The 24,158-nt window shown below is 71.1% G+C and carries 15 protein-coding genes; 5 read left to right on the forward strand and 10 right to left on the reverse strand.

The window, feature by feature from the left end; genetic code table 11:
* Positions 1–197 precede the first annotated feature (197 nt).
* From E1267_RS30155 to E1267_RS30165, 3 genes are all read right to left on the reverse strand, one after another.
* Complete coding sequence (locus E1267_RS30155) at positions 198–1,523, reverse strand: maltokinase N-terminal cap-like domain-containing protein (RefSeq protein WP_132337395.1); 1,326 nt, start codon at positions 1,521–1,523, stop codon at positions 198–200.
* A gap of 3 nt (positions 1,524–1,526) precedes the next feature.
* Positions 1,527–3,227: a maltose alpha-D-glucosyltransferase gene (gene treS, locus E1267_RS30160; RefSeq protein WP_132337397.1), complete on the reverse strand. Its 1,701-nt coding sequence runs from the start codon at positions 3,225–3,227 to the stop codon at positions 1,527–1,529.
* Between the two features lie 71 nt (positions 3,228–3,298).
* Positions 3,299–5,389: an alpha-1,4-glucan--maltose-1-phosphate maltosyltransferase gene (locus tag E1267_RS30165; protein ID WP_165959873.1), complete on the reverse strand. Its 2,091-nt coding sequence runs from the start codon at positions 5,387–5,389 to the stop codon at positions 3,299–3,301.
* A gap of 284 nt (positions 5,390–5,673) precedes the next feature.
* On the opposite strand from E1267_RS30165, the gene glgP reads away from it, so the two are divergent.
* Both glgP and E1267_RS30175 read left to right on the forward strand, forming a co-directional pair.
* On the forward strand, positions 5,674–8,256 hold the full coding sequence (gene glgP / locus E1267_RS30170) for an alpha-glucan family phosphorylase (RefSeq protein WP_132337401.1): 2,583 nt from the start codon (positions 5,674–5,676) through the stop codon (positions 8,254–8,256).
* 42 nt (positions 8,257–8,298) lie between these two features.
* Entirely contained in the window at positions 8,299–9,195 is an 897-nt protein-coding gene (locus tag E1267_RS30175) for a MurR/RpiR family transcriptional regulator (RefSeq protein WP_132337403.1), read from the forward strand.
* Here E1267_RS30175 and E1267_RS30180 read toward each other — a convergent pair.
* The 4 genes from E1267_RS30180 to E1267_RS30195 form a co-directional block, all read right to left on the reverse strand.
* Entirely contained in the window at positions 9,158–11,071 is a 1,914-nt protein-coding gene (locus tag E1267_RS30180) for an N-acetylmuramoyl-L-alanine amidase (protein ID WP_132337405.1), read from the reverse strand. The genes E1267_RS30175 and E1267_RS30180 overlap by 38 nt on opposite strands.
* A gap of 114 nt (positions 11,072–11,185) precedes the next feature.
* Positions 11,186–11,383, reverse strand: coding sequence for a hypothetical protein (locus tag E1267_RS30185; protein WP_132337407.1), 198 nt, complete (start codon positions 11,381–11,383; stop codon positions 11,186–11,188).
* Positions 11,384–11,628: 245 nt separating this feature from the next.
* Complete coding sequence (locus E1267_RS30190) at positions 11,629–13,230, reverse strand: carboxylesterase/lipase family protein (RefSeq protein ID WP_132337409.1); 1,602 nt, start codon at positions 13,228–13,230, stop codon at positions 11,629–11,631.
* A 244-nt stretch (positions 13,231–13,474) separates the two neighbouring features.
* Positions 13,475–14,716, reverse strand: coding sequence for an MFS transporter (locus E1267_RS30195; RefSeq protein ID WP_132337411.1), 1,242 nt, complete (start codon positions 14,714–14,716; stop codon positions 13,475–13,477).
* Between the two features lie 64 nt (positions 14,717–14,780).
* Here E1267_RS30195 and E1267_RS30200 point away from each other — a divergent pair, with 64 nt between their 5' ends.
* The gene (locus E1267_RS30200; protein ID WP_165959874.1) at positions 14,781–15,233 is read left to right on the forward strand and encodes a helix-turn-helix domain-containing protein; all 453 of its coding nucleotides are present in this window, start codon (positions 14,781–14,783) and stop codon (positions 15,231–15,233) included.
* A 96-nt stretch (positions 15,234–15,329) separates the two neighbouring features.
* Here the strand turns inward: E1267_RS30200 and E1267_RS30205 are convergent, their stop codons facing one another.
* From E1267_RS30205 to E1267_RS30215, 3 genes are all read right to left on the reverse strand, one after another.
* Positions 15,330–17,102 (reverse strand): ABC transporter ATP-binding protein, encoded by a 1,773-nt coding sequence (locus E1267_RS30205; protein WP_132337415.1) that lies wholly within the window; start codon positions 17,100–17,102, stop codon positions 15,330–15,332.
* Positions 17,099–18,805 carry an ABC transporter transmembrane domain-containing protein gene (locus E1267_RS30210; RefSeq protein WP_132337417.1) on the reverse strand — a complete coding sequence of 569 codons (1,707 nt, stop codon included), beginning with the start codon at positions 18,803–18,805 and terminating at the stop codon, positions 17,099–17,101. Before E1267_RS30210 ends, E1267_RS30205 begins: the two co-directional genes overlap by 4 nt.
* 63 nt (positions 18,806–18,868) lie before the next feature.
* Positions 18,869–19,846 (reverse strand): zinc-binding dehydrogenase, encoded by a 978-nt coding sequence (locus E1267_RS30215; protein ID WP_132337419.1) that lies wholly within the window; start codon positions 19,844–19,846, stop codon positions 18,869–18,871.
* 158 nt (positions 19,847–20,004) lie between these two features.
* On the opposite strand from E1267_RS30215, the gene E1267_RS30220 reads away from it, so the two are divergent.
* Together E1267_RS30220 and E1267_RS30225 are read left to right on the forward strand one after the other, a co-directional pair.
* Positions 20,005–22,083, forward strand: a complete 2,079-nt coding sequence (locus tag E1267_RS30220) for an alpha-amylase family protein (RefSeq protein WP_132337421.1) — start codon at positions 20,005–20,007, stop codon at positions 22,081–22,083.
* The gene (locus E1267_RS30225; RefSeq protein WP_132337423.1) at positions 22,080–24,068 is read left to right on the forward strand and encodes an alpha-amylase family protein; all 1,989 of its coding nucleotides are present in this window, start codon (positions 22,080–22,082) and stop codon (positions 24,066–24,068) included. The genes E1267_RS30220 and E1267_RS30225 overlap by 4 nt, the downstream gene beginning before the upstream one ends.
* Positions 24,069–24,158 lie beyond the last annotated feature (90 nt).

Genomic DNA, 24,158 nt, shown 5'->3' on the forward strand with positions numbered 1-24,158 from the left:
GGACAAGCCGCATCCACCAGCTCCCGGATCCGCAGCCGCGAGCAGAACGCGGCCACCACCGGTAATGCTCCGAGCATCTTCTCGACACTGGCCTGGCCCCACTGCGCACGCTGCCTCATCTGCCAGGTCATACCGCGACGACGATCACCACAGCAAACCCGACGATCTTCAATCAACCCGACGTGCGGAAAACGGGGCTAGCGGGGGCGGAAGGCGGCCAAGGGGATCGGCAGCCATGTGGGCCGGTTGCGGGCCTCGTAGACGACCTCGTACACGGCCTTCGACAACTCGAACGCCCGCAGCAGCACGGCGTCCCCGCGGTTGATCACGCCGCCGCCCTCGGCATATCCATCGAGGAACGCGGCCCTGTTGCGGTCGGCCCACTCCTGGGCCCGCGGCTCAAGGTCGTCGGCCTCGGAGTGGCCGGCCAGCAGGTGCCTGGCCGCGTAGTCGAACGAGCGCAGCATTCCCGCCACGTCGCGCAGCGGCGACGACAGCGCCCTGCGCTCGGCCAGCGGCTGCCCCGGCTCGCCCTCGAAGTCCAGCACCACCCAGTCCGTCGTGGTGCGCATCACCTGGCCCAGGTGGTAGTCGCCGTGAACCCGCTGCACGGGCACCTCGTTGGTGAGCAGCTCCACCTGGTGGCAGGCGTGTTCGATGCCGGGCACGTGGGGGCGCAACGCGGGCACCTCGGCCACGGCGCGGCCGAGCCGGCGTCTGAAGCCCTCGGCCATGCGCTTGACCTCGTGCGTCTCGATGACGTCCGTGGGGAAGGCGGCGGCCAGCTCGCGGTGCACGCGGGCGGTGGCCGCGCCGAGCCGCATAGACTCGGCGGCGAAGTCCCCTCCGACCTCGGACGCGGGGATCTCGGGCAGCGAGGCGTACAGGTCGCGCACGCTGGCCAGGGCGAGGTCCCAGCCGTCGTTCGCGGTGGACAGATACTCCTGCATGAACGCGAGCGTGGTGCCGGTGCCGTCGAGGTCGGTCTCGATCCACCCGTACGGCTGCGCGATGTGCGGCGCGTTCCTGGCGGCGAGCGCGTTGACGATCTCCAGCTCGGGGTTGACTCCGGGGATGAGCCGGCGGAACAACTTGCAGATGTAGGCGTCGCCGTACACCAGTGAGGTGTTGGACTGCTCGGCGCTCAGCACCATGCTGCGCGGCTCGGTGTCGATGGCGGCGCCGGGGACGTGGCGCATGCGCAGCCCGCTGCGGTCCTCGCCGCGGGCCATCCCGTCGAGCAGCCAGTCGGTGCGTTCGGAGTCGTGTACGGCGTCGTAGAGGTGGACGTCGCCGACCGTGCCGATCAGCGCGTGGGCGAGCCGGTCGGGGAGCGAGTGGCGCTCCCCGAGGAGCACCTGGTAGCGGTCGCGCGAGCCCTCCTGCCAGACGGCGACGATCAGATGCCGGAGCCCGGGGGCCAGCTCGACGTCCGAGTCGATCGACAGAGCGTCGATCGGGCGCCCCTTGCCACCGAACCAACGCTGGCGGTCGATCCATGTGGCAAGGAGCTCGTCAAGCACGTCCTACTCCTCCTGGATGACGGCCGGCGGGAGCGTGAACCAGTAGAACCCATGCCCTGGAAGCGTCAAAAGATACGGAAGTTCGCCAATTGCCGGGAATGGGACCCCGCCCATCGTCTCCACGGGAGAGACGCCGACGAACCTGCGCAGGTCGAGCTCGACCGGCTGCGGGAAGCGCGACAGGTTGTTCACGCACAACATGCGGTCGTCGCCCAGCTCGCGCACGAACGCCAGCACGCTGGGGTTGGAGGAGTTGAGCTCGGCGTAGCCGCCGAGGCCGAAGACCGGGTGCCGCTTGCGGATCTCGATCATGCGCTTGGTCCAGTGCAGCAACGAGCCGGCGTTCTTCTGCTGGGCCTCGACGTTGATGGCCTGGTAGCCGTAGATCGGGTCCATGATGACCGGCAGGTAGAGCCGCCCGGGGTCGCAGTCGGAGAAGCCGGCGTTGCGGTCGGGGTCCCACTGCATGGGGGTGCGCACGCCGTCGCGGTCGCCGAGCCAGATGTTGTCGCCCATGCCGATCTCGTCGCCGTAGTAGAGCACCGGGGAGCCCGGCAACGACAGGAGCAGCGCGGTGAACAATTCGATCTGGTTGCGGTCGTTCTCCAGCAGGGGGGCCAGGCGGCGACGAATGCCGACATTTGCCCGCATGCGGGGGTCTTTGGCGTATTCGGTGTACATGTAGTCGCGCTCCTCGTCCGTGACCATTTCGAGCGTGAGCTCGTCATGGTTGCGGAGGAAGATGCCCCATTGGCAATTCTCCGGGATTTTCGGCGTTTGAGCCAAAATTTCGGAGACTGGGTAGCGCGATTCTCTGCGTACGGCCATGAAGATCCGCGGCATCAACGGGAAGTGGAAGGCCATGTGGCATTCGTCCCCGCCGCCCACCGGGTCGCCGAAATACTCCACGACGTCCGACGGCCACTGGTTGGCCTCGGCGAGCAGCACCCGGTCGGGGAAGAGGCGGTCGACCTCCGACCTGATCCGCCTGAGGTACTGGTGGGTCCTCGGCAGGTTCTCGCAGTTGGTGTTCTCCTCCTCGAAGAGGTACGGCACCGCGTCCAGCCGGAACCCGTCGATGCCCAGGTCCAGCCAGAACCGCAGCACCTCCAGCATCGCGTCCTGCACGGCCGGGTTCTCGTAGTTGAGGTCGGGCTGGTGGTGGAAGAACCGGTGCCAGTAGTACTGGCCGCGCACGGGGTCGTAGGTCCAGTTGGACGTCTCCGTGTCGATGAAGATGATCCGGGCGTCCTGGTATTTCTCGTCGGTGTCGGACCACACGTAGAAGTCGCCGAACGGGCCCTCGGGGTCGTGCCGCGACGCCTGGAACCAGGGGTGGGCGTCGCTGGTGTGGTTCATGACGAGGTCGGCGATGACGCGCATGCCGCGTTTGTGTGCCTCGTCCACGAGTTTCACGAAGTCACCCAGATCCCCGAACTCGGGAAGGATCTTCATGAAGTCGGCGATGTCGTAGCCGCCGTCACGCAGCGGCGACTCGTAGAGCGGCAGCAGCCACAGGCAGTCGACGCCGAGCCACTGCAGATAGTCGAGGCGGCTGATGAGCCCGCGGACGTCGCCGGTCCCGTCGCCGTTGGAGTCGGCGAAGCCCCTGATGAGGACCTCGTAGAAGACCGCGCGTTTGTACCAGTAGGGATCGCGCGGCTTCTCCTCGTCAAAAGTGTTGGGAATGGGTGTGATGCTCATGAGCCGCCTCGCAGGGTGCTCATGAGGGAGGCGCTGTCACACACGTTGAAGACTCCCCGCTGAATTCAGTTCTACCGTGGCGCGGCTCGTACGGTGAGAATATGGGCAGGCTGGATGTGGGGGTCGAGGCGTACATAGTTGCTCTGTCTCCAGCGGTACGACTCGCCCGACAACTCGTCGTCGACGACGAACTCCGCGTTCCAGTCGAGACCGATGGCGGGCAGGTCGAGATCTACGGTGGCCTCGTGGGTGTGGTGTGGATCCAAGTTGATGACCGCCAGTACGACGTCGCCCAGCCCGTGCCTTCGTGTGGCCGTGTCATAGGCGCCGGGTAGCCGTTTCGAGAAGCAAACGATGTCCGGTTGATCGACCCTGTGGAACCGTAGGTTACGCAATTCCTGCAGTGCCGGATGCGCTCTTCGAAACAAATTCAGGTGAGTGATGAAGGGAGCCAGACTACGTCCCTCGCGTTCAGCTGTGACCCAATCGCGAGGCTTGTACTGATATTTTTCGCTATCCAGGTATTCTTCGCTACCCGGGCGTACCGGTACGTTCTCCCCCAGTTCATACCCGGAGTAGACCCCCCAGGCCGGCGACGTCAGCGCGGCCAGCACCGCCCTGATCTTGAACGCCGGCATGCCGCCGTGCTGCAGATATTCGTGCAGGATGTCCGGCGTGTTGACGAACAGGTTCGGCCGCAGATAGTGCGAGGTCTCGTGGGCCAGCTCCGCCAGGTAGCTCTCCACGTCGTACTTCGAGTTCTTCCACGTGTAGTACGTGTACGACTGGTGGAAGCCGGTCTTGGCCAGTGCGCGCATCATGGCGGGCCGGGTGAACGCCTCCGACAGGAAGATCACGTCCGGATCGGTCGTGTGGATGTCGGCCAGCAGCCGCTCCCAGAACACCACCGGCTTCGTGTGCGGGTTGTCCACCCGGAAGATCCGCACGCCGTGGCGCATCCAGTGCAGCAGCACCCGCTTGACCTCGGCGTAGACGCCCTCCGGGTCCTTGTCGAAGTTGATCGGGTAGATGTCCTGATATTTCTTCGGCGGGTTCTCGGCGTACGCGATCGACCCGTCCGCCCTGATCGTGAACCACTCCGGATGTTCCTTCACCCAGGGGTGGTCGGGCGAGCACTGCAGCGCGAAGTCGAGCGCCACCTCCATGCCGAGCTCCCTGGCCCGGCCGACGAACTCGTCGAAGTCCTCCAGCGTGCCCAGATCGGGATGGACGGCGTCGTGGCCGCCGTCCTCCGACCCGATCGCCCACGGCGAGCCCGGATCGTCGGGCTCGGGGCTCAGCGTGTTGTTGCGCCCCTTGCGGAACGTCGTGCCGATCGGATGGACGGGCGGCAGGTAGACCACGTCGAAGCCCATCCCGGCGATCGCGGGCAACCGCTTGGCGGCGGACTGGAAGGTGCCGGACTTGCTGACGCCGAACTCGTCGACGATCGCCCCCTCCGACCGGGGGAAGAACTCGTACCAGGAGCCGTAGAGCGCCCTGCGCCGGTCGACCCTGACCTTGTGCGAGCTGGACCTGGTCACCAGCTCGCGGAACGGGTGCGCCTGCAGCAGCGCGGCGGTCTCGGGAAGCTGGGCGATCGACAACCGCGCCCGCGGATCGAGGTTGTCGTCCCGCAGCGTGGCGGCGATCGACAGCAGCGCCGCGCGGTGCCCGCACGCGCTCTCGCCGTTGCCGTTGTGCCTGCGCTGCCCGTTCGCGCCGGCCTGGCCCTCCTGGGCAGGGCGGTCATTCGCGCAGTCGGCCACGCGTACGGCCCTCGCGGCCCGCTCGAACAGCCGGGCGCCCTCCTCGCACATGAGGTCGACGTCCATCCCGCGCGGGATCTTGATCTCGGCGTCGTGCAGCCACGTGCTGATCGGATCGCTCCACGCCTCCACGCGGAACAGCCAGTCGCCCTCGGCCGGCAGGCACACCTCCACGCCCCAGCGGTCGGTGCCCGGCGCCAGCTCGCGCATCGGTCTCAGCCGCCCGCGCTGCCCGTCGGGCGAGGTCAGCACCACACCCGCGGCCACGGCGTCGTGGCCTTCTCTGAAGACGGTCGCCGAGACCTCGAAGGTCTCGCCGGCGACCGCCTTGGCGGGCCACTGCCCGCAGTCGACGACAGGGGAGATGTCCGTGATGGGAATTCGTCCGATCATCGCATTCAAGGGTTTGCGGCGACACACTCGGTGCCGCCGGAGGCTTTCCGTGGATGCACGCGCGCCGGTGATCCGCTGGAGGCGGCCACCCTGGCAGTAACGATCCTTGCACGTTATTTCTGGACAGCAGCGGATAGACCTCCCGAGTGTGTCCGTGGGAGGGCCAACAAAGAGGAAAGTTGCCCCAATGGTGCCTCTTCATGCTTGTTCCTGGAAGGGGTTTGAACGGTCATCATGAGGGTGAAGGACTGAGAGGTCCCTCCTAGCCCGTAGGGTGCAGAAACGTGAGAGCAATCCGCCGGTTTACCGTCCGCACCGTCCTGCCCGCGGAGCTGGCCGCCCTCGGCGAGCTCGTGCACAATCTCCGCTGGTCATGGCACCCGGAGACCATGGACCTCTTCTCCGAGGTCGACTCCGGCCTCTGGGAGCGGGTCGGGCACGACCCCGTCGCCCTGCTCGGCGCGGTGACCCCCGCCAGGCTGTCCGAGCTGGCCGCCGACCGCCGCTTCCTGCGCCGCCTCGCCGACGCCGCGGACGACCTGCGCGAATACATGATCTCGCCGCGCTGGTACCAGACGTTGCCCGACGCCGCGCGCGCCATCGCGTACTTCTCCCCCGAGTACGGCATCGCCGCGGCCCTGCCCCAATACTCGGGCGGTCTCGGCATCCTCGCCGGAGACCACCTCAAGGCCGCCAGCGATCTCGGCGTGCCGATCCTCGCGGTCGGCCTGCTCTACCGCCACGGCTACTTCACGCAGTCGTTGTCGCCCGAGGGCTGGCAGCAGGAGCACTACCCGTCGCTCGACGCCGGCGGGCTGCCGCTCAGCCTGCTCAAGGACGCCGACGGCACGCCGGTCAAGATCCGCATCGGGCTGCCGGACGACCGCGTGTTGCACGCCCAGGTGTGGGTGGCGCAGGTGGGCCGGGTGCCGTTGCTGCTGCTCGACTCCGACGTGGCCGACAACGACACCGCGGCCCGAGACGTCACCGACCGGCTCTACGGCGGCGGCACCGACCACCGGCTCATGCAGGAGCTGCTGCTGGGCGTGGGCGGCGTGCGGGCCATCAGGGCGTACTGCGGGATCACCGGGCATACCGAGCCCGAGGTGTTCCACACCAACGAAGGCCACGCCGGATTCCTCGGCCTCGAGCGCATCCGCGAGCTGACCGAGGCGCGGCTCTCCTTCGACGAGGCGTGGGAGGCGGTGCGCGCCGGCACGGTGTTCACCACGCACACGCCCGTGCCCGCCGGGATCGACCGGTTCCCCGTCGAGATGATCGAGCGGCACTTCGGCGGCTCGAACGCCTGGCCGACCGTGCCCGTCGACCGCATCCTGGCGCTGGGCGCGGAGTCCGACCCCGGCCGGTTCAACATGGCCGTCATGGGCATGCGGCTCGCCCAGCGCGTCAACGGCGTCTCGCGGCTGCACGGTGAGGTCAGCAGGGAGATGTTCAAGGACCTCTGGCCGGGCTTCGATCTGGACGAGGTGCCGATCGGCTCGATCACGAACGGCGTGCACGCCCCGACCTGGGTGGGTCGCGAGTTCATGGAGCTGGCCGACCGCGAGCTGCCCTCGCTGATCGAACGCGCCCGCGGCTGGGACGACATCCAGAAGATCTCCGACGCCGACATCTGGCAGATCCGGGGAACGCTGCGCGGGCGGCTCGTCGAGGGCGCCCGCGCGCGGCTGCGCCGGTCGTGGCGCGAACGCGGGGCCTCCGACGCCGAGCTGGGCTGGATCGACGAGGCGCTCGACCCGGACGTGTTGACCATCGGGTTCGCCCGGCGCGTCCCCTCCTACAAACGGCTCACGCTCATGCTGCGCGACCCCGAACGGCTCACCGAGCTGTTGCTCGACCCGGACAAGCCGGTCCAGATCGTGATCGCGGGCAAGGCCCATCCGGCCGACGAGGGCGGCAAGAAGCTCATCCAGCAGATCGTCAAGTTCGCCGACCAGCAGAAGGTCCGGCACCGCATCGTCTTCCTGCCCGATTACGACATGGCGCTCGGGCAGCTCATGGTGCAGGGCTGCGACGTCTGGCTGAACAACCCGCTGCGCCCGCTGGAGGCGTCCGGCACGTCCGGCATGAAGTCCGCGCTCAACGGCGGTCTCAACCTGTCGATCCGCGACGGCTGGTGGGACGAGTGGTACGACGGCTCCAACGGCTGGGCGATCCCCACGGCGGACGGCGTGGCCAGCACCGACCGCCGCGACGAGCTGGAGGCCGCCGCGCTCTACGACCTGATCGAGCACGAGGTGTCCGACCGGTTCTACGACCGGCCAGGCGACGGGCTGCCCCGGCGGTGGATGGAGATGGTCAAGCACACGCTGGCCTCGCTCGGGCCGAAGGTGCTCGCCGGGCGCATGCTGCGCGACTACGTCGTCGGCCTGTACAACCCGGCGGCGGTCGCGGCCAGGGCGCTGTCCGCCGACGCGTACGCGCCGGCGAAGGCCTTCGCCGCCTGGCGGCTGCGGGTGGCCAAGGCGTGGCCGGGCGTCAGGGTCGAGCACGCCGAGGCGGCCGGCGTGGGCGACACGCCCGAGGTCGGGTCGTCGATCGAGCTGCACGCCACGATCGCGCTCGGCGACCTGGAGCCCGGCGACGTGCGGGTCGAGGCCGTCCACGGCAAGGTGGGGCCGCACGACGAGCTGGTGCGTCCCTCGTACGCGAAGCTGGAGCTGGCGTCGGTGGAGGACGACAAACGGGCGCACTACACCGGGGTCGTCCCGCTCGACCACACGGGCGCCTTCGGCTACACCGTGCGGGTCGTCCCGGACCACCCGCTCGTCGTCACCCCGGCCGAGCTGGGCCTCGTCACCGTGCCCGAGGAGCCCGTCGGCATGACCAACGGAACTCTGCGTTGACCAGCAACTCGGGATGACGGAACAAGCGGCATAATCGGGACCGTGGACGACAGCGGCAACGGCCTGCGGGCCGACACTCTGGTGGCCACGGTCCGAGGTGTGCTGCCGTCCCTGACGCCTGCCGCCCAGACCGTCGCCCGCCTCATACTCGAAGATCCGGCGACGGTGGCGCGCAGTACCATCACGGAGCTCTCCGTCGCCTCCGGCACCAGCGAGGCGACGATCGTGCGCACGGCGCGGCTGCTCGGGTTCGCGGGATACCCGCAGCTGCGGTTAGCCCTCGCGGCCGCCGCCGCGCAGCCCGACCGCCTGGTGCCCGGCGACCTGGCCCCCGACGACCCGCTCTCGGAGGTCATCCACAAGGTGGCGCGGGCCGAGTCCGAGGCGATCAACGACACGGTGGCGCAGCTGACCTCCGAGCGGCTCGGGCTCGTGGTCGACGCCATCGTCGAGGCGCGGCGGATCGACGCCTACGGCGTCGGCGCGTCAGGACTGGTGGCGGAGGACTTCGCCCAGAAGCTGCTGCGCATCGGGCTGTCCAGCCACGCCTTCCAGGACGCTCACCTGGCGCTGACCAGCGCCGTGCTGCTGAAGTCCGGCGACGTCGCGCTCGGCGTCAGCACCTCGGGGGAGACCCCCGACGTGATCGAGCCGCTTTCCCGGGCCGCCGAGGGCGGGGCCACGACCGTCGCCATCACCAACAACCCCCGCTCCACCATCGCGGAGCTGGCCGAACACGTGCTGATCTCGGCCGGGCGCGAGACGGAGTTCCGTCCCGGCGCCCTGGCCAGCCGGATCAGTCAGCTCCTCGTCGTCGACTGCGTGTTCGTCGGCGTCGCCCAGCGTACGTTCGACTCCTCTCAGGAGGCGCTCGCGAGCACCAGGCGCGCCGTCAACGCGTTCACCCGGAGAACGTCACCCGCACGTCGTCAGCCTTGACGAACATCACGCGGTGGCCGAACTGGATCTGCAGGTACTTCGTCCTGCCCCGCACCACCTTGTGGTCCTCCAGGTCGAAGGTGACCGCCCGGTAGTACTCCGTGGCGGCCGGGCCCGCGAGGGTGTACTTCTCGCCGGCCGAGAACGTGTACTGCAGCGGGGTCACCTCCTGGTAGGGGATGCCCTCCGGATAGGCCTCCGCCTCCGGGTACGCCCGCCCGTAGACCGGGACGGTCGCCCTGCCCGGCTTGGGGGTGACCACCAGGCCCATGGAGGGCACGGCTGTGGGCGCGCTCTTCGGGTCGTGGAACCACGCCTTCTGGCCGAGATACCAGATGGCGGTCCAGTCGCCGTGCCTGCCGGCCACGGCGAAGCGCTGGCCGGTGCTCGCTCTGGCGCTGTGGTCGTACACGCTGTAGAGCGACTCGCCCGTGGGGTGTTTGCCGATGTCCTTGACCAGCGGGGCGTCGTCGCGCGGCTCGGTGCGCAGCCAGACGGTGCCGGCGGGGAGCGGCGGGCAGGCGGCTTCGGGGTTCTGGCGGTCGCAACCGTAGAAGTACGGTTTATTCGTCGCGAAATCCGGCTTTATCATGATCGAGCCGGATTTGGGGCCGCCGAGGCCGTGCAGCGGCGCGCCCATCAGCCGGAAGTAGTGCGCCCAGTCCCAGAACGGGCCCGGGTCCTCGTGCATCTGCCTGACCGTGGTCGGCAGCGTGCCCGGGACGTTGTCGTGGCCGAGGATGTGGGCCCGGTCCATCGGGACGCCGTTCCTGAGCGCCAGGTGGCGGACCAGGCGGGCGGAGGAGCGGTACATCGCCTCGGTGTACCAGGTGCCGCCCTCGGCCAGGAAACCCTCGTGCTCGATGCCGATGGACTTGGCGTTGACGTACCAGTTGCCCGCCTGCCAGGCGACGTCCTTGGCCTTGATGTGCTGGGCGATGTGGCCGTCGGTGGAGCGGACGGAGTACTGCCAGCTGGCGCCGTACGTGGGGTCCTGGTTGAGGCGGATGGAGGGCATGAAATATCCCTCCATGTCGTGAATGATGATGTACTCGATCTTCTGGCTGAACGGGCGGTTCGCCAGGTCGTAGTGGCCGTAGTCGTCGTTCGGCAACTCCTGGTACGCCGACGGGATCCACTCGCACGAGATCGACACCGGGCACTCCACGCCGTCGGTCCTCTGCTTGCGCAGCCCGAGCCTGTCCAGCCACTTCCCGGCCTTCGTGAGCCCTGGGACGGGGGCCAGCCTGACCCGGTGGCCGTCGTCCGTCGTGCGCTCGGCGCCCTCCTTGATCGTCGCGAAGACCTCGTCGGCGAAGAACCTGGCCGCGCCCGCCTCCTCGGCGCCCGAGTATTTCGCGACGGCGCCGTACCATTCGCCGGGGTCGTCGCTCGGCGGCGCTCCGAGCGCCTTCTGGTGGTCGGCGAGCAGCGCCGCTCCGCCGCGGATGTTGGCAACGGCGTCCGTACGCAGCCGCTCGCGGCTCTCGCGGGTGAGCTCGGCGGCCTTGTCCAGGGTGCGGAGCGAGGCGGGAAGGTCGGCGGGCGCGGGACGCGCGCTCGGGGCGGGCAGGGGCCGGCTCTCGTCGCCGCGGGCGTCCTCCTCGCCCTCGTGGTGGTGGTTGGACCCGGTGAAGGCGGCGGCGTCGGTCAGGTGCATGGGCCCGAACCCGGCGTCGGTGGACGGCTGCCCGGCGTGGGCGTCCCAGCGTGACTCGAGATAGGAGACGCCGAGCAGGACGCTCTCGGGCACCCCGAACTCCTCCGCGGCGGAGGCGAAGGCCGCCTGACGGCCGGTGGGTTCCTGGGCGTGCGCCGCTGTGACGGTGCCTAACGGCAGGGCGGCGACGAGGAAGATCGCCAGTAGTCTGCGCATGAACCACTCCTTGGGCTGGGGGCGCGTGGTGGGGTTCAGCGTCTCAATATTTTCTTTCGCAGGCGAGAGCCTTGCGAAGACATCTTTCATCGCCTGCCCGGTGAGGCCGCCGGCTCAGCTGTCGTTGGTCAGGCTCAGCACGAGCGCCCACGCGTCGGTGAGCACGGCGAAGTGCCCCGTCCGGCGGGCCGCCTCCCGGACCTCGCTCCTCCACCGCGCCGTGACCGGCTCGACCCCCGTCACCCGCGTCAGGTCTTCGTACGCGGCGGCGGCTGCCGCCTCCATGTCCCGCCGGGGGACGGGGACGTGCACGTCCGTCCAGAACACCGAAGGCCGAGCCGCGCAGCGCGTCCAGCCGCTCGGCCGTACGCTCGACCTCCGCTACGAGCCGGTCGGCATGCGGTTTCACGGCGGCCCAGCCCTGCCGGCGGGGAGGAGCCCGGTTCGCGCGGCGCCGCTGAGGCCGTCGACGAGCGGAATCCGGATCATGGCCGCACAGTTCGTCACACCGTTCGGCGTACTCACGTGACGACCACGTGAGTACGCCCAAGGGCGGGTCAGCCGGTGATGCCGCGCCAGAAACCGCAGTGGTGTTCGCGGTCGTAGCGGGCGGGGCCGACGCCGCCCTGGCTCTTCGGCTTGAGGCTGAGCACGGTGCCGGCCCTGCCGAACGCGGGCCAGGCGGGAGCTCCTTGGGCGCGGGGCTTGCCCGTGTGGGCGAACGAGGTCCAGTAGCCGACCATCTGCCCGGCCAGGCGCCACTGCTCGGACGTGAGCCCCGGCCACGGGCGGCCGCCCAGGTCGAACAGGTAGGGCAGCTCGCTGGCGTGCTGCGCCCCCGGCGGGAAGCCGGCGGGGATGTCGCCGATGTTCGGGGCCTTCGCGTCGGCGAACTCGTAGGCGTACACCTTGGTGCGGGCGGTCATCGCCCGGTCACCGGCCAGCGTGGGGCACGCCCACGAACTGTCGTTGCTCACCGTCGCCCACGCCAGGCCGGGGCTTCTGTAGTCCGACAGCGGGTACTTCTTCAGCACCGCTCCCGCCTTCTCCCCGAACGCGCCCTTCACCAGCTTTGGATAGTTCTCGGCGGTCACCGGGTACCCCGCCTTGATGGCGCCCGCGATGAACCCGTTGGCTTCGTCCTTGGTGCCTCCCGACAACACCGGCACCCGCAGGAACTTGCCCTTCCGCAGCGCCTGCGCCGGTTCGAGCGGCAGCAGCGGCGTTCCGTACGCGAGGTTGCTGGCGAAGGTGTCGTTGACCTTCATCAGCTCGGAGACCGGCTTGTCCCGCAGGCACTCCAGCTCCTTGCCCGCCGCGCAGCCGAGCTTCTTGGCGGCCGCCTCGCCGGTCGCGTGGTTCGCCTTGAGCGAGGTGTAGGGCGTGAACGACGGCATGCCGGGAATCGGGATGTACGTGCCGCTGCGCCATTCGATCATGCAGGATCCCGACTGGACGACGGCCTTGTCGACCAGCCCGCGCGTGGCCGGGGAGGTCAGCAGCGCGCAGGTGCTCATCCCGCCGGCCGACTCGCCGAGCATCGTGACGTTCCCCGTGTCGCCCCCGAACGCGGCGGCGTTGCGCTTGACCCACCTCAGCGCCTCAAGCTGGTCGGCCAGCATGAACGTGCCCGAGCCCGGCAACCCGCTCAGCCCGAGCAGCCCGAAAGCGCCCAGCCGGTAGTTGATCGTCACCACCACCACGTCGCCCTGGTCGGCCATCCGCCGGGCGCCGTAGTCGCCGCCGGAGCCCGTGGTGTAGCCGCCTCCGTGCATCCACACCATGACGGGCAGCTTCTTGCGCGACGGCTTCGCGGGAGCGGTGACGTTGAGGAAGAGGCAGTCCTCCTTGCCGATCTGCTTGCCTCCCTCCGCCTGCACGCACTTCGGGGCTGGCTTGGTGGCGTCCGCCACCCCCTTCCACGGTTTGGCCGGCACCGGCTTCTTCCACCGCAGCTCGCCCACCGGCGGCTGCGCGTAGCGGATCCCGGTGTACGTCCTGACCGTGCCGTCGTTCAGCCCTCGGATCCGGCCCGTGTCGAGTTGGACGACCAACGCCCTCATCTGCTGGTCCGAGGCCACGGCCTGCGTGGCGCACGCGGCCACGGACAGGCAGCCCGTGGCGACCACGGCGGACCAGCGTACGAACGACGACCTCATGACGACTCCTTCTCCCCCGGCAACTCACTGACCTGGCCGATCCGGCCGGGTCCGTCCCAGTGTGGTGGGGGCGGTGCACTCGCCGGGACCTGCGAAAGTCCCGGACCGGCGAGCGGTCGTCGCTACTTTCGTCGTCCCAGGGGGTCACAAAGTCGGGGCAGGGGCCGCGCCGCCGGCGGCGTCGTCCTCCAGCTTGGCCGGATCCTCTGCGCTCAGCTCGCCGCGCTCTCGCGCCTGCCTGGCCTCAAGGAGCTCGGGCGGGCGCCGCACCGCCCGCCGGAATCTCCCCGTCCGCCTCTCGCGTCGGCCGCCGGGGAACCAGCCAGAGCGTGAGCGGGGCCGACAGCAGCGCGACCACGCAGGCGGCGTTGAGCGCAGCCGGCATGCCGAACACCTCGCTCACGGCGGGCCCCGCGAAGGCGCCGACCATCGTCGCGGCGGCCTCCAGAGTGAGGAACGCCGAGCTGACGCGGCCGAGCAGCCCTTCGGGCGTCGTCCGCTGCACCCAGGTCTGCACGGACACCAGCACGGTCACCGCGGGCAGCCCGAGCAGCACGGCGGCGACCAGCGCGACGGGCGGCGCGGTGCTGTTGAACAGCAGCGCGAACGCGGCCGCGACGAGCGCCTGGCCGGCGGCGACGGTCGTCCTGGCCGAATGGCGGTCGGCGAGCCTGCGGCTGAGGGGAGCGCCGACGAGGAAGCCGAGCCCCAGCGCGGACAGCAGGTAGCCGACCTCCACGCTGCCGCCCAGCCGGGTCACGCCGAACGGCACGAGCAGGGCGGTGAGCGCCGCGTTGGCCAGCAGGTAGAGGCTGTTCGTCGCGAGAAGCCCGCGGGTCGCCGCGGCGTGGCGTACGTGGCGCAACCCCAGGCCGATGCCGGCGAGCACGTCGCGCGCGGCCGCACCGGGGTCGCGGGGGCGGGCCGAGGTCATGGCGATGGTCGCCGCCGACAGCAGCCCGGCGGCGGCGCTGGCCGCGACGACCGCGCCGATGCCGTGGAACGCGAACAGCAGCCCGCCGAGCGGCGGACCGCCCAGCGCGACCACGCCGGTGGTGACGGCGCTGAGCGCGTTCGCGCTGGTGAGGGTCGGCCCGGTGCCCACCACGGCGGGGATGTGAGCCTGGGCTGCGGGGCGGAAGACGACGGCCGCGCTGCCCTGGCCGAGCACGGCCACGTAGACCAGCCAGATCGTCTCGGGTGTCCTGGCGAGCAGCGCCATGCTGATCGCCACGACGTGCACGAGGTCGGTCGCCACCATCAGGCGGCGGCGGTCCCACCGGTCGGCCAGCACCCCGGCGAACGGGCCCAGCAGCAGCGAAGGAAGATATTCGAATGCCAGGGTGACGCCCGTCGCCAGCACCGAGCCGGTGACGGCGAAGACGTGCGCGGGGATCGCGACGACCAGCATGCTCGTGCCCAGCCCTGCCACCGCTCTGGCCGCCCACAACAGCCCGAAGTCCCGCACCCGCAGAGCCCGCAACATCTCTCGCCCCCCATTGCTTGTGTTCTCACAAAAGAGAAACGGCCATGAACTATTCTGTCAAGATATGAGCGTGGATCATGCGGAACTCGGCCGGCGACTGCGCAGCCGCCGGGCGGCACTCGGCAGGACCGTCGCGTCGGTGGCCACCGACGCGGCGCTGTCGGTGCCCTACGTGGCCAACCTGGAGAACGGCCGGGGCAACCCCACCCTGTCCGCCCTCGACCGGCTCGCCGAGGCCCTCGGCACCCGGCTGACGGTCACCTTCGCCGACCCCGGGACGGAGGAGACCTCCTCCGCGCCGCCGCCGTCCCTCGCCGAGTTCGCGCGCACCCGGCGCTTCCGGCGCCAGGCCGGATCCCTGGCCACGCTGCTCGGCGAGGACGACCGGGTGACGAGGGCCAAGCTGGTGGACGCACTCGCCGCCCTCGCCGGGCCACTCGACCGGGACCTGCACGAAGGGGACTGGCAGCGGCTCCTCGACGCCCTCGTGCTGATCCTCGCCCACCCGGCCTCATGACCCACGCCTCCCGCTCGGGGGCCCAGGCGCTCACGTGGAGCACCCGTCGTGCCGGCCATGTGCGCTGTGCTCGTGGTGCCGGTCGCGGGCGCTGTGCTACGCGTACCCGCCGCCCCCGTGCCAGGAGTGCCACAGCGCGGCGTACGTGCCGCCCGCCGCCACGAGCTCGTCGTGCGTGCCGAGTTCGGTCAGCCTGCCGTCCTGCAGCACCGCCACCCGGTCGGCGTCGTGGGCGGTCTGGAGACGGTGGGCGATCGCGATGACGGTGCGTCCGGCGAGCACGGCTGCCAGCGCGCGTTCCGTGCGCCGGGCGGTGCGCGGGTCGAGCATGGCGGTGGCCTCGTCGAGGATGAGCGTGTGCGGGTCGGCCAGCACCACGCGGGCCAGGGCCAGCTGCTGCACCTGCGCACCGTCCAGCCGCTCGCTCTCCTGGCCCGGTTCGGTGTCCAGGCCGTCGGGGAGCTCGTCCATCCAGTCCGCCCCCACGGCGGCCAGCGCGGCGCGGAACTCGTCGTCGGTGGCCTCGGGCGCGGCGATCCGCAGATTGTCGCGTACGGTGCCGAGAAACATGTGATGTTCCTGGGTGACGAGCATGACCCGCTCGCGCAGCCGGGCGGGGTCGAGCCCGGCGACCGGCACCCGCCCCACGGTCACCGACCCGGAGCGCGGCACGTCCATGCCCGCCAGCAACCTGCCCAGCGTCGTCTTCCCCGCGCCCGACGGCCCGACGACAGCCAGCCGCTCGCCGGGCCGTACCGTCAGGTCCACCCCGTGCAGGACGTCGGGGCCGTCGTCGTACGCATAGCGCACGCCGGACACCTCCAGCCGGTCGTCGGCCGGCTCGGGGGCCGAGGCGTCACGGTCCGCACGAGGGGCCAGGCCCGCGCCCTCCACCCGGGCGAAGGAGGCGGCACTGCTCTGGAGGAGTTCCAGGTTCAGCAGGATGACGTCGAGCGGCTGGGAGAGCTGGCGCAGGTAGAGCGCGGCGGCGACCACCGTGCCCAGCGACACGGAGCCCTGCCCGAGCAGCACGCCCCCGGCGAGCAGAACGGCGACCACCGGGATGGCGTAGGAGACGTCCACGATGGGGAAGAGCACACTGCGCAGGGACAACGTACGGGTGCGGGTCTCCCGGCACCGGTCGATCGCCTCCTGGCAGGTCTCGAGGCGGCGCGGGCCCAGCCCCAGCGCCTCCACCGTGCGGGCCCCCGCGCTGGTGGCCGCGAGCTGCTCGGCGAGCTGCGAGTTGGCGGCCCCTTCGGCGAGGTACGCGGGCACGGCACGGCGCAGATACCACCGGGCGGCGAACCAGATGCCGGCCAGCCCGAGCACGCCGCACCCACCCAGCAGCGGATCGAGGGTGACGACGGCGCCCACCACGAACGCGGCCTGCACGACGGCGATCAGCACGTCGGGGCCCGCGCCGCGCAACATGGCGCCCACCGCCGCGACGTCTGCGGTGCCGCGCATGGTGAGGTCGCCCGCCCCGGCGCGCTCGACCACGCCCACGGGAAGCGCGAGCACGCGGTCGGTGTACTCCTCGCGGATGCGCGCCAGCGTACGCTCGCCGAAGCGGTGCCCGACGCGGGCGGCATGGCGGGTCAGCACGAACTGGGCCAGCGCGAAGCCCAGCAGCGCCAGCGCCAGCCGGTCCACGGTGGCGACCCCGGCGCCGTCGCGCACATCGTCGATGATGCGGCCGAGCAACCACGGGCCGGCCAGCCCCGCGGCGGAGGCCAGCGCGTTGAGCACGAGCATGGCGGTGAACGCGCGCCAGTCCAGGCGGACGAGACGGAACGCCGCCCGGCGCAGCCACGAGGAACCGGCCACCGGCAGCCCGCCGCCGGCCGCCGAACCGCCGTCGGTCATCGGGCCGCCTCCCTGCGGTCCTCCCTGGCCACCAGCGCGCGGTAGCCGGGCTGCTCGCCCAGCAGGTCGCTGTGACCGCCGGTCGCCACGACGGAGCCGCCGGCCAGGTAGCAGACGGTGTCCGCATGGGCGAGGAGGAGCGGGGACGTGGTGGTCACGACCGTGGTGCGGCCCGACCGTGCCGCGCGCAGCCGGGCCGCGATCGTCGCCTCGGTGTGCGCGTCCACGGCGGAGGTGGGTTCGGTCGAGAGGAGGATCTCGGGGTCGGCCAGCAGGGCCCTGGCCAGGCGTACGCGCTGGCGCTGGCCGCCCGACAGGTTGCGGCCCTGCGCGTCGACGCGCCCGTCCAGCCCGCCGGACAGGCCGCGGACGATGTCGTCCGCCACGGCCGCGTGCAGGGCACGGCCGACGGCGTCGTCGTCCGGGTCGAGCCCGCCCGCGACGACGTCGCGTAACGTGCCCGCGAAGAGGTCGGCCTCGTTGTCGGCCACCAAGATCCGCGCACGCAGCCGCGCGGGTTCGATGTCGCTCAGCGGGATACCGCCCCAGGTCGCGGCGGGGACGGCGAATCCGCCGAGCCGGTCGAGCACCGCCGCCGCCTCCGCGGGGCGGGCGCTCACCAGGGCGGTCAGCCGTCCCGGCGTGATCTCGACGCCCGAGACCGGATCGCGCAACACCGACCCGGCGACGGGCGGGTCCACAAGGTCGTCCTTGGCCGCGGCGGCCGGTTCCAGGGCCAGGAAGCGTACGACCCTGCGGGCGGCGACGATGCCGCGGCTGAGGCCGTAGCCGCCTTCGATGAAGAACGCGACGGGCACGACCAGCACCGCGGCGTAGCCGTAGACGGCCACCAGTTCGCCCGCGGTGAGCTCGCCCTGCGCGGCCATCCGGGCCGCCAGCCAGGTCACCGCGCCGAGGAACAACGTGGGCAACCCCACCCCGAGCGCCTGGATCCAGCTCGTCACCGCGCCCACCCGGTAACCCTGCTCCCTCAGGTCCTGGGAGCCGCGGCGGTAGCGCTCGGCGTACACGTCCTTGCCGCCGACACCGTTGAGGACCCGCAGCCCCGCGGCGATGTCACCGAACCGGGCGGCGAGCTCGCCCTGCCGCACGCGGTATCCGGTCTCGGCGCCCCGCAGCCGCCCCAGCAGCGGGCCGAGCACGACGACGAGCAGCGGCACGCCCAGCAGGACCACCGCGGCGAGCAGCGGTGAGACGGACAGCAGCAGCCCGGCCACGACGACGTAGGCGAGGACGGAGCCGACGCCCGGGCCGGTGACGGTCAGCGCCCCGGCCATCATGGCCACGTCGGTGAACCCGATCGTGACCACCTCACCGGCCGTGACCCGGCGTGGCAGCACCGCGCCCAGGCGGGTCGCCTGCAGGGCCAGCACCTGCACGGAACGGAACGCGGCGTCCATCCGCACCCTGGTCATCGTGCGGTGCCGCATGATGGCCAGCCACGCCGTCAGCGCCCCGTGGGCCAGCAATGCCGCCGCCCACCCGGACAGTGCGGGCCCGTCGCCCTGCGCCAGCCCGTCGTCGATGGCGCGGGACAGCAGGTAGGGGGCCAGCGTGAGGCAGATCGTCCAGGCGGTGCCCAGCAGGGCGCCGGCCGCGACCCTCCCGCGCTGGCTGGTGACCAGCCACCACAGGTAACGCCCGGCGCTCCGGCCGTCGGGGACGCCGGGATCCATGGTCATAGGAGGACCCTACGCGCCGATCCCGCGGGCCGATCCGCCGGTTCGCGCCGGGCGTAGGGCCGGTCAGGGGATCAGGACGACCTTGCCCGTCGTCGCCCGGCTTTCCAACGCGGCGTGCGCGGCGGCGGCCTGCGCCAGCGGGAACGTCTGGACGGCCGGCGTCAGCGTGCCGTCGGCGGCCGCCGCCAGCGCGCGGGCCTCGTACGCGGGCCTCTGCTCCGGCCTGCTGATCAGGATCATCAGGGCGTTGGTCACCGTGAGATCACGCTCCTTGAGCATCTCGGGGGCGGGCTGGAAGTCCTGCTGGGAGGCGTTGCCGATGATGAGGTGGCGCCCGCCGTCGGCCAGCAGCTCGAACGCGGCCCGCGCCTTGTCGCCGCCGACCCCGTCGAGCAGGGCGGTGACCGTGCGGCCGCCCAGCCGCTCGGCCAGTGAGCGTTCCCAGCCGGGCTCGTCGTAGTCGACGGCCAGATCGGCACCGAGCGAGCGTACGGCCGCGACCTTGGCGGGGCCGCCCGCCGCGCCGATCACCGTGGCGCCGAGGGCGTGCGCGTACTGGACGACCAGGCGGCCGATCCCCCCGGCGGACGAGGTCACCAGCACCACGTCGTCGGAGGTCAGCTTGGCCACGTCGAGGAACTCGAGAGTCGTACGCCCGGTGACGACCATGGCGACGGCCGTCTCGTGTCCCAGCCCGGCGGGCAGCCGGTGCACCGACGCGACGTCGGCGACCGCCAGCTCGGCGTAGCCTCCGGGCTGTCCGGCGGAGGTCACGATGTCGCGCCCGATCCAGGAGGGGCTGACGTCCGGGCCCACCGCGTCCACCCGGCCGGCCACCTCGCCGCCGAAGATGGCCGGCAGCTCCGGCAGGGGCGGCAGCGAGTCGCTGGCCATGCCCGAGCGCATCATGGTCTCCACCAGGTGCACGCCGGCAGCTTTGACGGCGATGCGCACCTGGCCGGGGCCCGGCTCGGGGTCGGGGGCGGTCTCGTAGCGCAGATTGGCGGCCGGGCCGAAGGCGTGCAGGACGACGGCGTACATGGATGCTCCCCCTGAAAGGTGTGAATCGGTTCTCCGAGCGTGCAACCTCAACCCAACTTGATGTCAAATCCCCCCGTACCGCGATCCTTGTAACTCTTGAGTTCTTGTTTGACAATGTTCCGCGTCTGACAACAAGCCTGACGGAGAGGTGTGTCACGATGCGAACATCCGACTGGCCACGTATGGCGACCCGCTGGACACAGCTGACGCTGGCCGAGGACGACCCGGCGCATCTCGATGTCGACTTCTGGACCTCCGTGATGCGCGACAGCAGGTCGAACGCGGTCTGCATCAGTGCCGGCGGCTACATCGCCTACTATCCGACCCGCATCCCCTTCCACCACCGCAGCACCTACCTCGGTGACACCGACCCCTTCGGCACGCTCGTGGAGGCCGCCAGAGGGCTGGGCATGCACGTCATGGCCCGGGTGGACCCGCACGCCGTGCACGCCGACGCCGCGCGGGCGCATCCCGAATGGCTGGCGTGCGACGCGCAGGGGGCGCCCATCGAGCACTGGTCGCATCCCGGCATCTGGCTGACCTGCGCCTTCAGCGCCTACCACCGGGAGTTCACCACCGAGGTGGCCCGCGAGATCGTCCGCGAGTACGACGTGGACGCGATCTTCGCCAACCGGTGGGAGGGCTACAGCGGCATCTCCTACAGCGAGGCCGCGCGGCGCTCCTTCCGCGACGACACCGGGCTCGACCTGCCGCTGCGCGAGCGTGACCCGTCCGACCCCGCCTGGCCCGTCTACGTGGCCTGGCGCCGGCGCAGGCTCAGCGAGCTGGTGTCGATCTGGGACGCCGCCGTCAAGGACCTGCGGCCGCAGGCCCGCTTCATCCCCAACCTGGGCGCCTTCGCCGCCCGCGACCTCGAACCGGAGCTGGTCGAGCGGGTCTGTCCGATGTTCGTGGTCGACAAGCAGGGCCGTTCCGGCATCGAGGCGCCGTGGGTGGCGGGCCGGGTCGCCAAACGCAGCCGAGGGCTGTTCCCCGACCGGCCGGTCGGGCTGATCGCCTCCGTCGGGCCCGAGCACCACCAGCATCGCTGGAAGGACTCCGTGGCGCCGCCGGAGGAGGTGACGACGTGGATCGTGGACGGGTTCGCGCAGGGTGCGCTCCCGTGGTTCACGAAGTTCAACGCCACCGTCTCCGACCCCCGATGGGTGCCTGCCGTGGTCACGGCGTTCGGCCTGCACGCGCGGCTGGAGCCGGTGTTGTCGGCGATGCCGGTCAGCGCCGAGGTCGCGCTGCTCGACCCGAGCACCACCGGGCAGCTGCGGACGGGGGCGGCGCACACCTCCCCCGATGACGACGGCTTCTACCAGGCGCTGGTGGAGGCGCGGATCCCGTTCGACCTGGTCGCGGCCCAGGCGTTGTCCGCCGAGCGGCTGCGTCCGTACAAGGTGCTGGTCCTGGCCAACAGCGAGCAGCTCAGCGACGAGCAGTGCGCGGTGATCCGCGCGCACGTGGCCGCCGGCGGCGGGCTGGTGGCCGCGCACCAGTCGTCCCTGTACGACGGGCACGGCGCTCCGCGCGACGGCTTCGGCCTCGCCGACGTGCTGGGCGTCGACCTGGTCAAGCCCGTCCGGGGCCCGGTGAAGAACAACTACATCGCCCTGACCGGCGAGCATCCGGTGAACGCCGGCTTCGGGGGCGCCGGACGCGTCATCGGCGGCACCCGGCTGCTGAGGGTGGAGGCCCGCGAGGGCACGCGGGTGCCGTTCCGCTTCGTGCCGGACTTTCCCGACCTGCCGATGGAGGAGCTGTACGCCCGCGAGGAGCCGGACGCCCCCGCCGTCGTCGTCGGAGAGGGCCAGGGCCGGGTGGTCTACTTCGCGTTCGACCTGGGGGCGGTCTTCTGGGAGGCGCTCCAGGCTGACCACGGGCGGTTGATCGCCAACGCGGTGCGGTGGACGCTCGGCGGCGAGCCGGCCGCGACCGTGCGCGGGCCGGGCCTGGCCGACCTCGCCGTACGCCGCGACGAGGACGGCGTCGCGGTGGCCGTGGTCAACCTGAACAACCCGATGGCCATGCGCGGCGCCATCAGGGAGACGATCCCGCTGCCGCCGCAGACGGTCAGCGTCGCCCTGCCGCCGGGCGTCCAGGGGGCCACGGCGCGTCTGCTGGTCGCGGACACCGAGACCGCCGCCGAGGTTCGCGACGGCCGCGCGGAGGTGCCGCTGACCGGGGTCGAGCTCATCGAGGTCGTGCACCTGACGTGGACGCGCTCATGAGCGGGCGGCCGTGGTGGCGGGAGCCGTTCCGGATGTTCCAGACCAACCTCCGCGAGATCGACGCCGGGCTCGACGTGGAGCGGGTGCTCGACGACCTGGAGGAGTACGGGGCGAACGCCTGGCTTGTCAGCGTCGGCGGCATCCTGTCCAACTACCCGACCCGCCTGGACTTCCAGACGCGCAACCCGTACCTCGCTGAGCGGCCGTCGGGTGACCTGGTGGGCGACGCGGTCGAGGCGGCCCGCCGCAGGGGGGTGCGCGTGCTGGCCCGCATGGACTTCTCCAAGATCGACCACCGGCGGGCCGAGGAACATCCCGAGTGGTGCTTCGTCGCCCCCGACGGCGCGGCCCAGGTCTACAACGGCCTGACGAGCGTCTGCCCGAGCGGCGGCTACTACCAGGTCAAGCTGTTCGAGGTGATCGGCGAGGTGCTCGACCGGTACGCGGTCGACGGCTTCTTCCTCAACTGGATGTCGTTCAACGAGGTCGACTACAGCCGCCGCTACCGGGGCGTGTGCCACTGCCTGGCCTGCGCCCGCCGCTACGCCGAGCAGGTGGGCGGGGACCTGCCGCAGGGCCGGGACTCGCCCGGATACCTGCGCTGGCGGAGGTTCGCGCACGAGACGCTCGACGACCTGCACGCCCGGATCAGAGCGGCGATCGCCGGCCGGCGCCCCGACGCGGCGCTGATCCTGGGCGAGCACGCCGACATCGTCTTCCACGAGGCCAACAACGCCGTCGGCCGGCCGCTGTGGCACCACCGCACCAGCGAGCACGTCAGCGCGGCCAAGTCGTACCGGCCGGACGTGCCCGTGCTGGTCAACTCGGTGGGGTTCGTGGACATGCCGTACCGGATGGCGGGGGAGGAGCCGTACCACTTCGCCCAGTACCTGCTGCAGGCGATCTCCCGGGGAGCGGTGCCGTCCACGTACGTCATGGGGACGCCCGGCGACAGCCCGTACGAGTGCCTGGAGATCGGGGGCGAGATCACCCGTTTCCACCGCGACCACCCGGGCGTCTACCGGGATCTCGTGTCCGAGGCGCGCACGCTGCTGGTGCGCCCCGACCCGCTGAAGGACGACGTCGCGGAGGCCGTCTCCGAGTTCCAGGGGCTCTACTTGGCGCTGCTGGAGCGGCATGTCCCGTTCGACGTGCTGCCGGAGGACAAGCTGCAGGTGAGCGACCTGTCCAGATACCGGCTGGTCGTGCTGCCGGATCTCGGCCCGATCGGGGCGGCGGGCGTGCTCGACGCGTACGCGGAGGCCGGAGGGACGGTGCTGGCCACCGGCTCGGCCGGCTTCGACGCGGACGTGGCGCAGCTCGCCTGCCTGCCCGTGACCCGCCGCCTGGCGAGCAGGGAGAGCGAGGAGGCCACCCGCTCGCTGCACCTGCGCGGCGACAGGGGAATGGTGCCGGTGATCGGCGCCTTCCACGTGGTCGAGCCCGCCGGGCGGGCGGAGACGGGCTTGTTCGCGCTGTCCAGGGCCAGGTACGGCCCGCCGGAGAAGTGCCACGGCCACCGCGAGACCGGCCATCCCGGCTGGCTTGGCGCCCGGTACGGCAAGGGCGCGGGCGTGCTCATGCCGTGGACGGTCGGCCGGGGCTACCGGGAGACCGGGCTGAGCGCGCACCGGGACCTGTTCGCGGACCGCGCGCTGGCCGCCGCCGAGGGGCTGGCGGTGGAGACGGACCTGCCGGACCAGGTGGAGATCGTCCCCGCCCGCTCGGCCGCCGGGCACGTGATCCACCTGCTCAACCGGTCGGGCGACGCCGACCAGCGCTTCCGCCGCCCGGTGCCGATCGGGCCGTCGTGGCTGACGCTCCCGTGGCCGGAGGAGCGGCGGGTGCGCGCCCTGCGCGCGGGCCGTGACCTGAAGATCTCCGACGGCCGCGTACGGCTGCCGGAGCTGGGCCTGTACGAAGTCCTGCTGATCAGCCCGAAGGATTGTCAAACAAGTATTCAGGATCTATTGACGATCACGTAAGACAACTGAACACTATGGCTTCACCCAGCCCCTGTGAGAACGACGGGAGTAACAGTGATGAGCGGACTCGATCGGCGGGCATTCCTGAAG

The sequence above is a fragment of the Nonomuraea longispora genome, assembly GCF_004348345.1.
Classification (GTDB): Bacteria; Actinomycetota; Actinomycetes; order Streptosporangiales; family Streptosporangiaceae; genus Nonomuraea; species Nonomuraea longispora.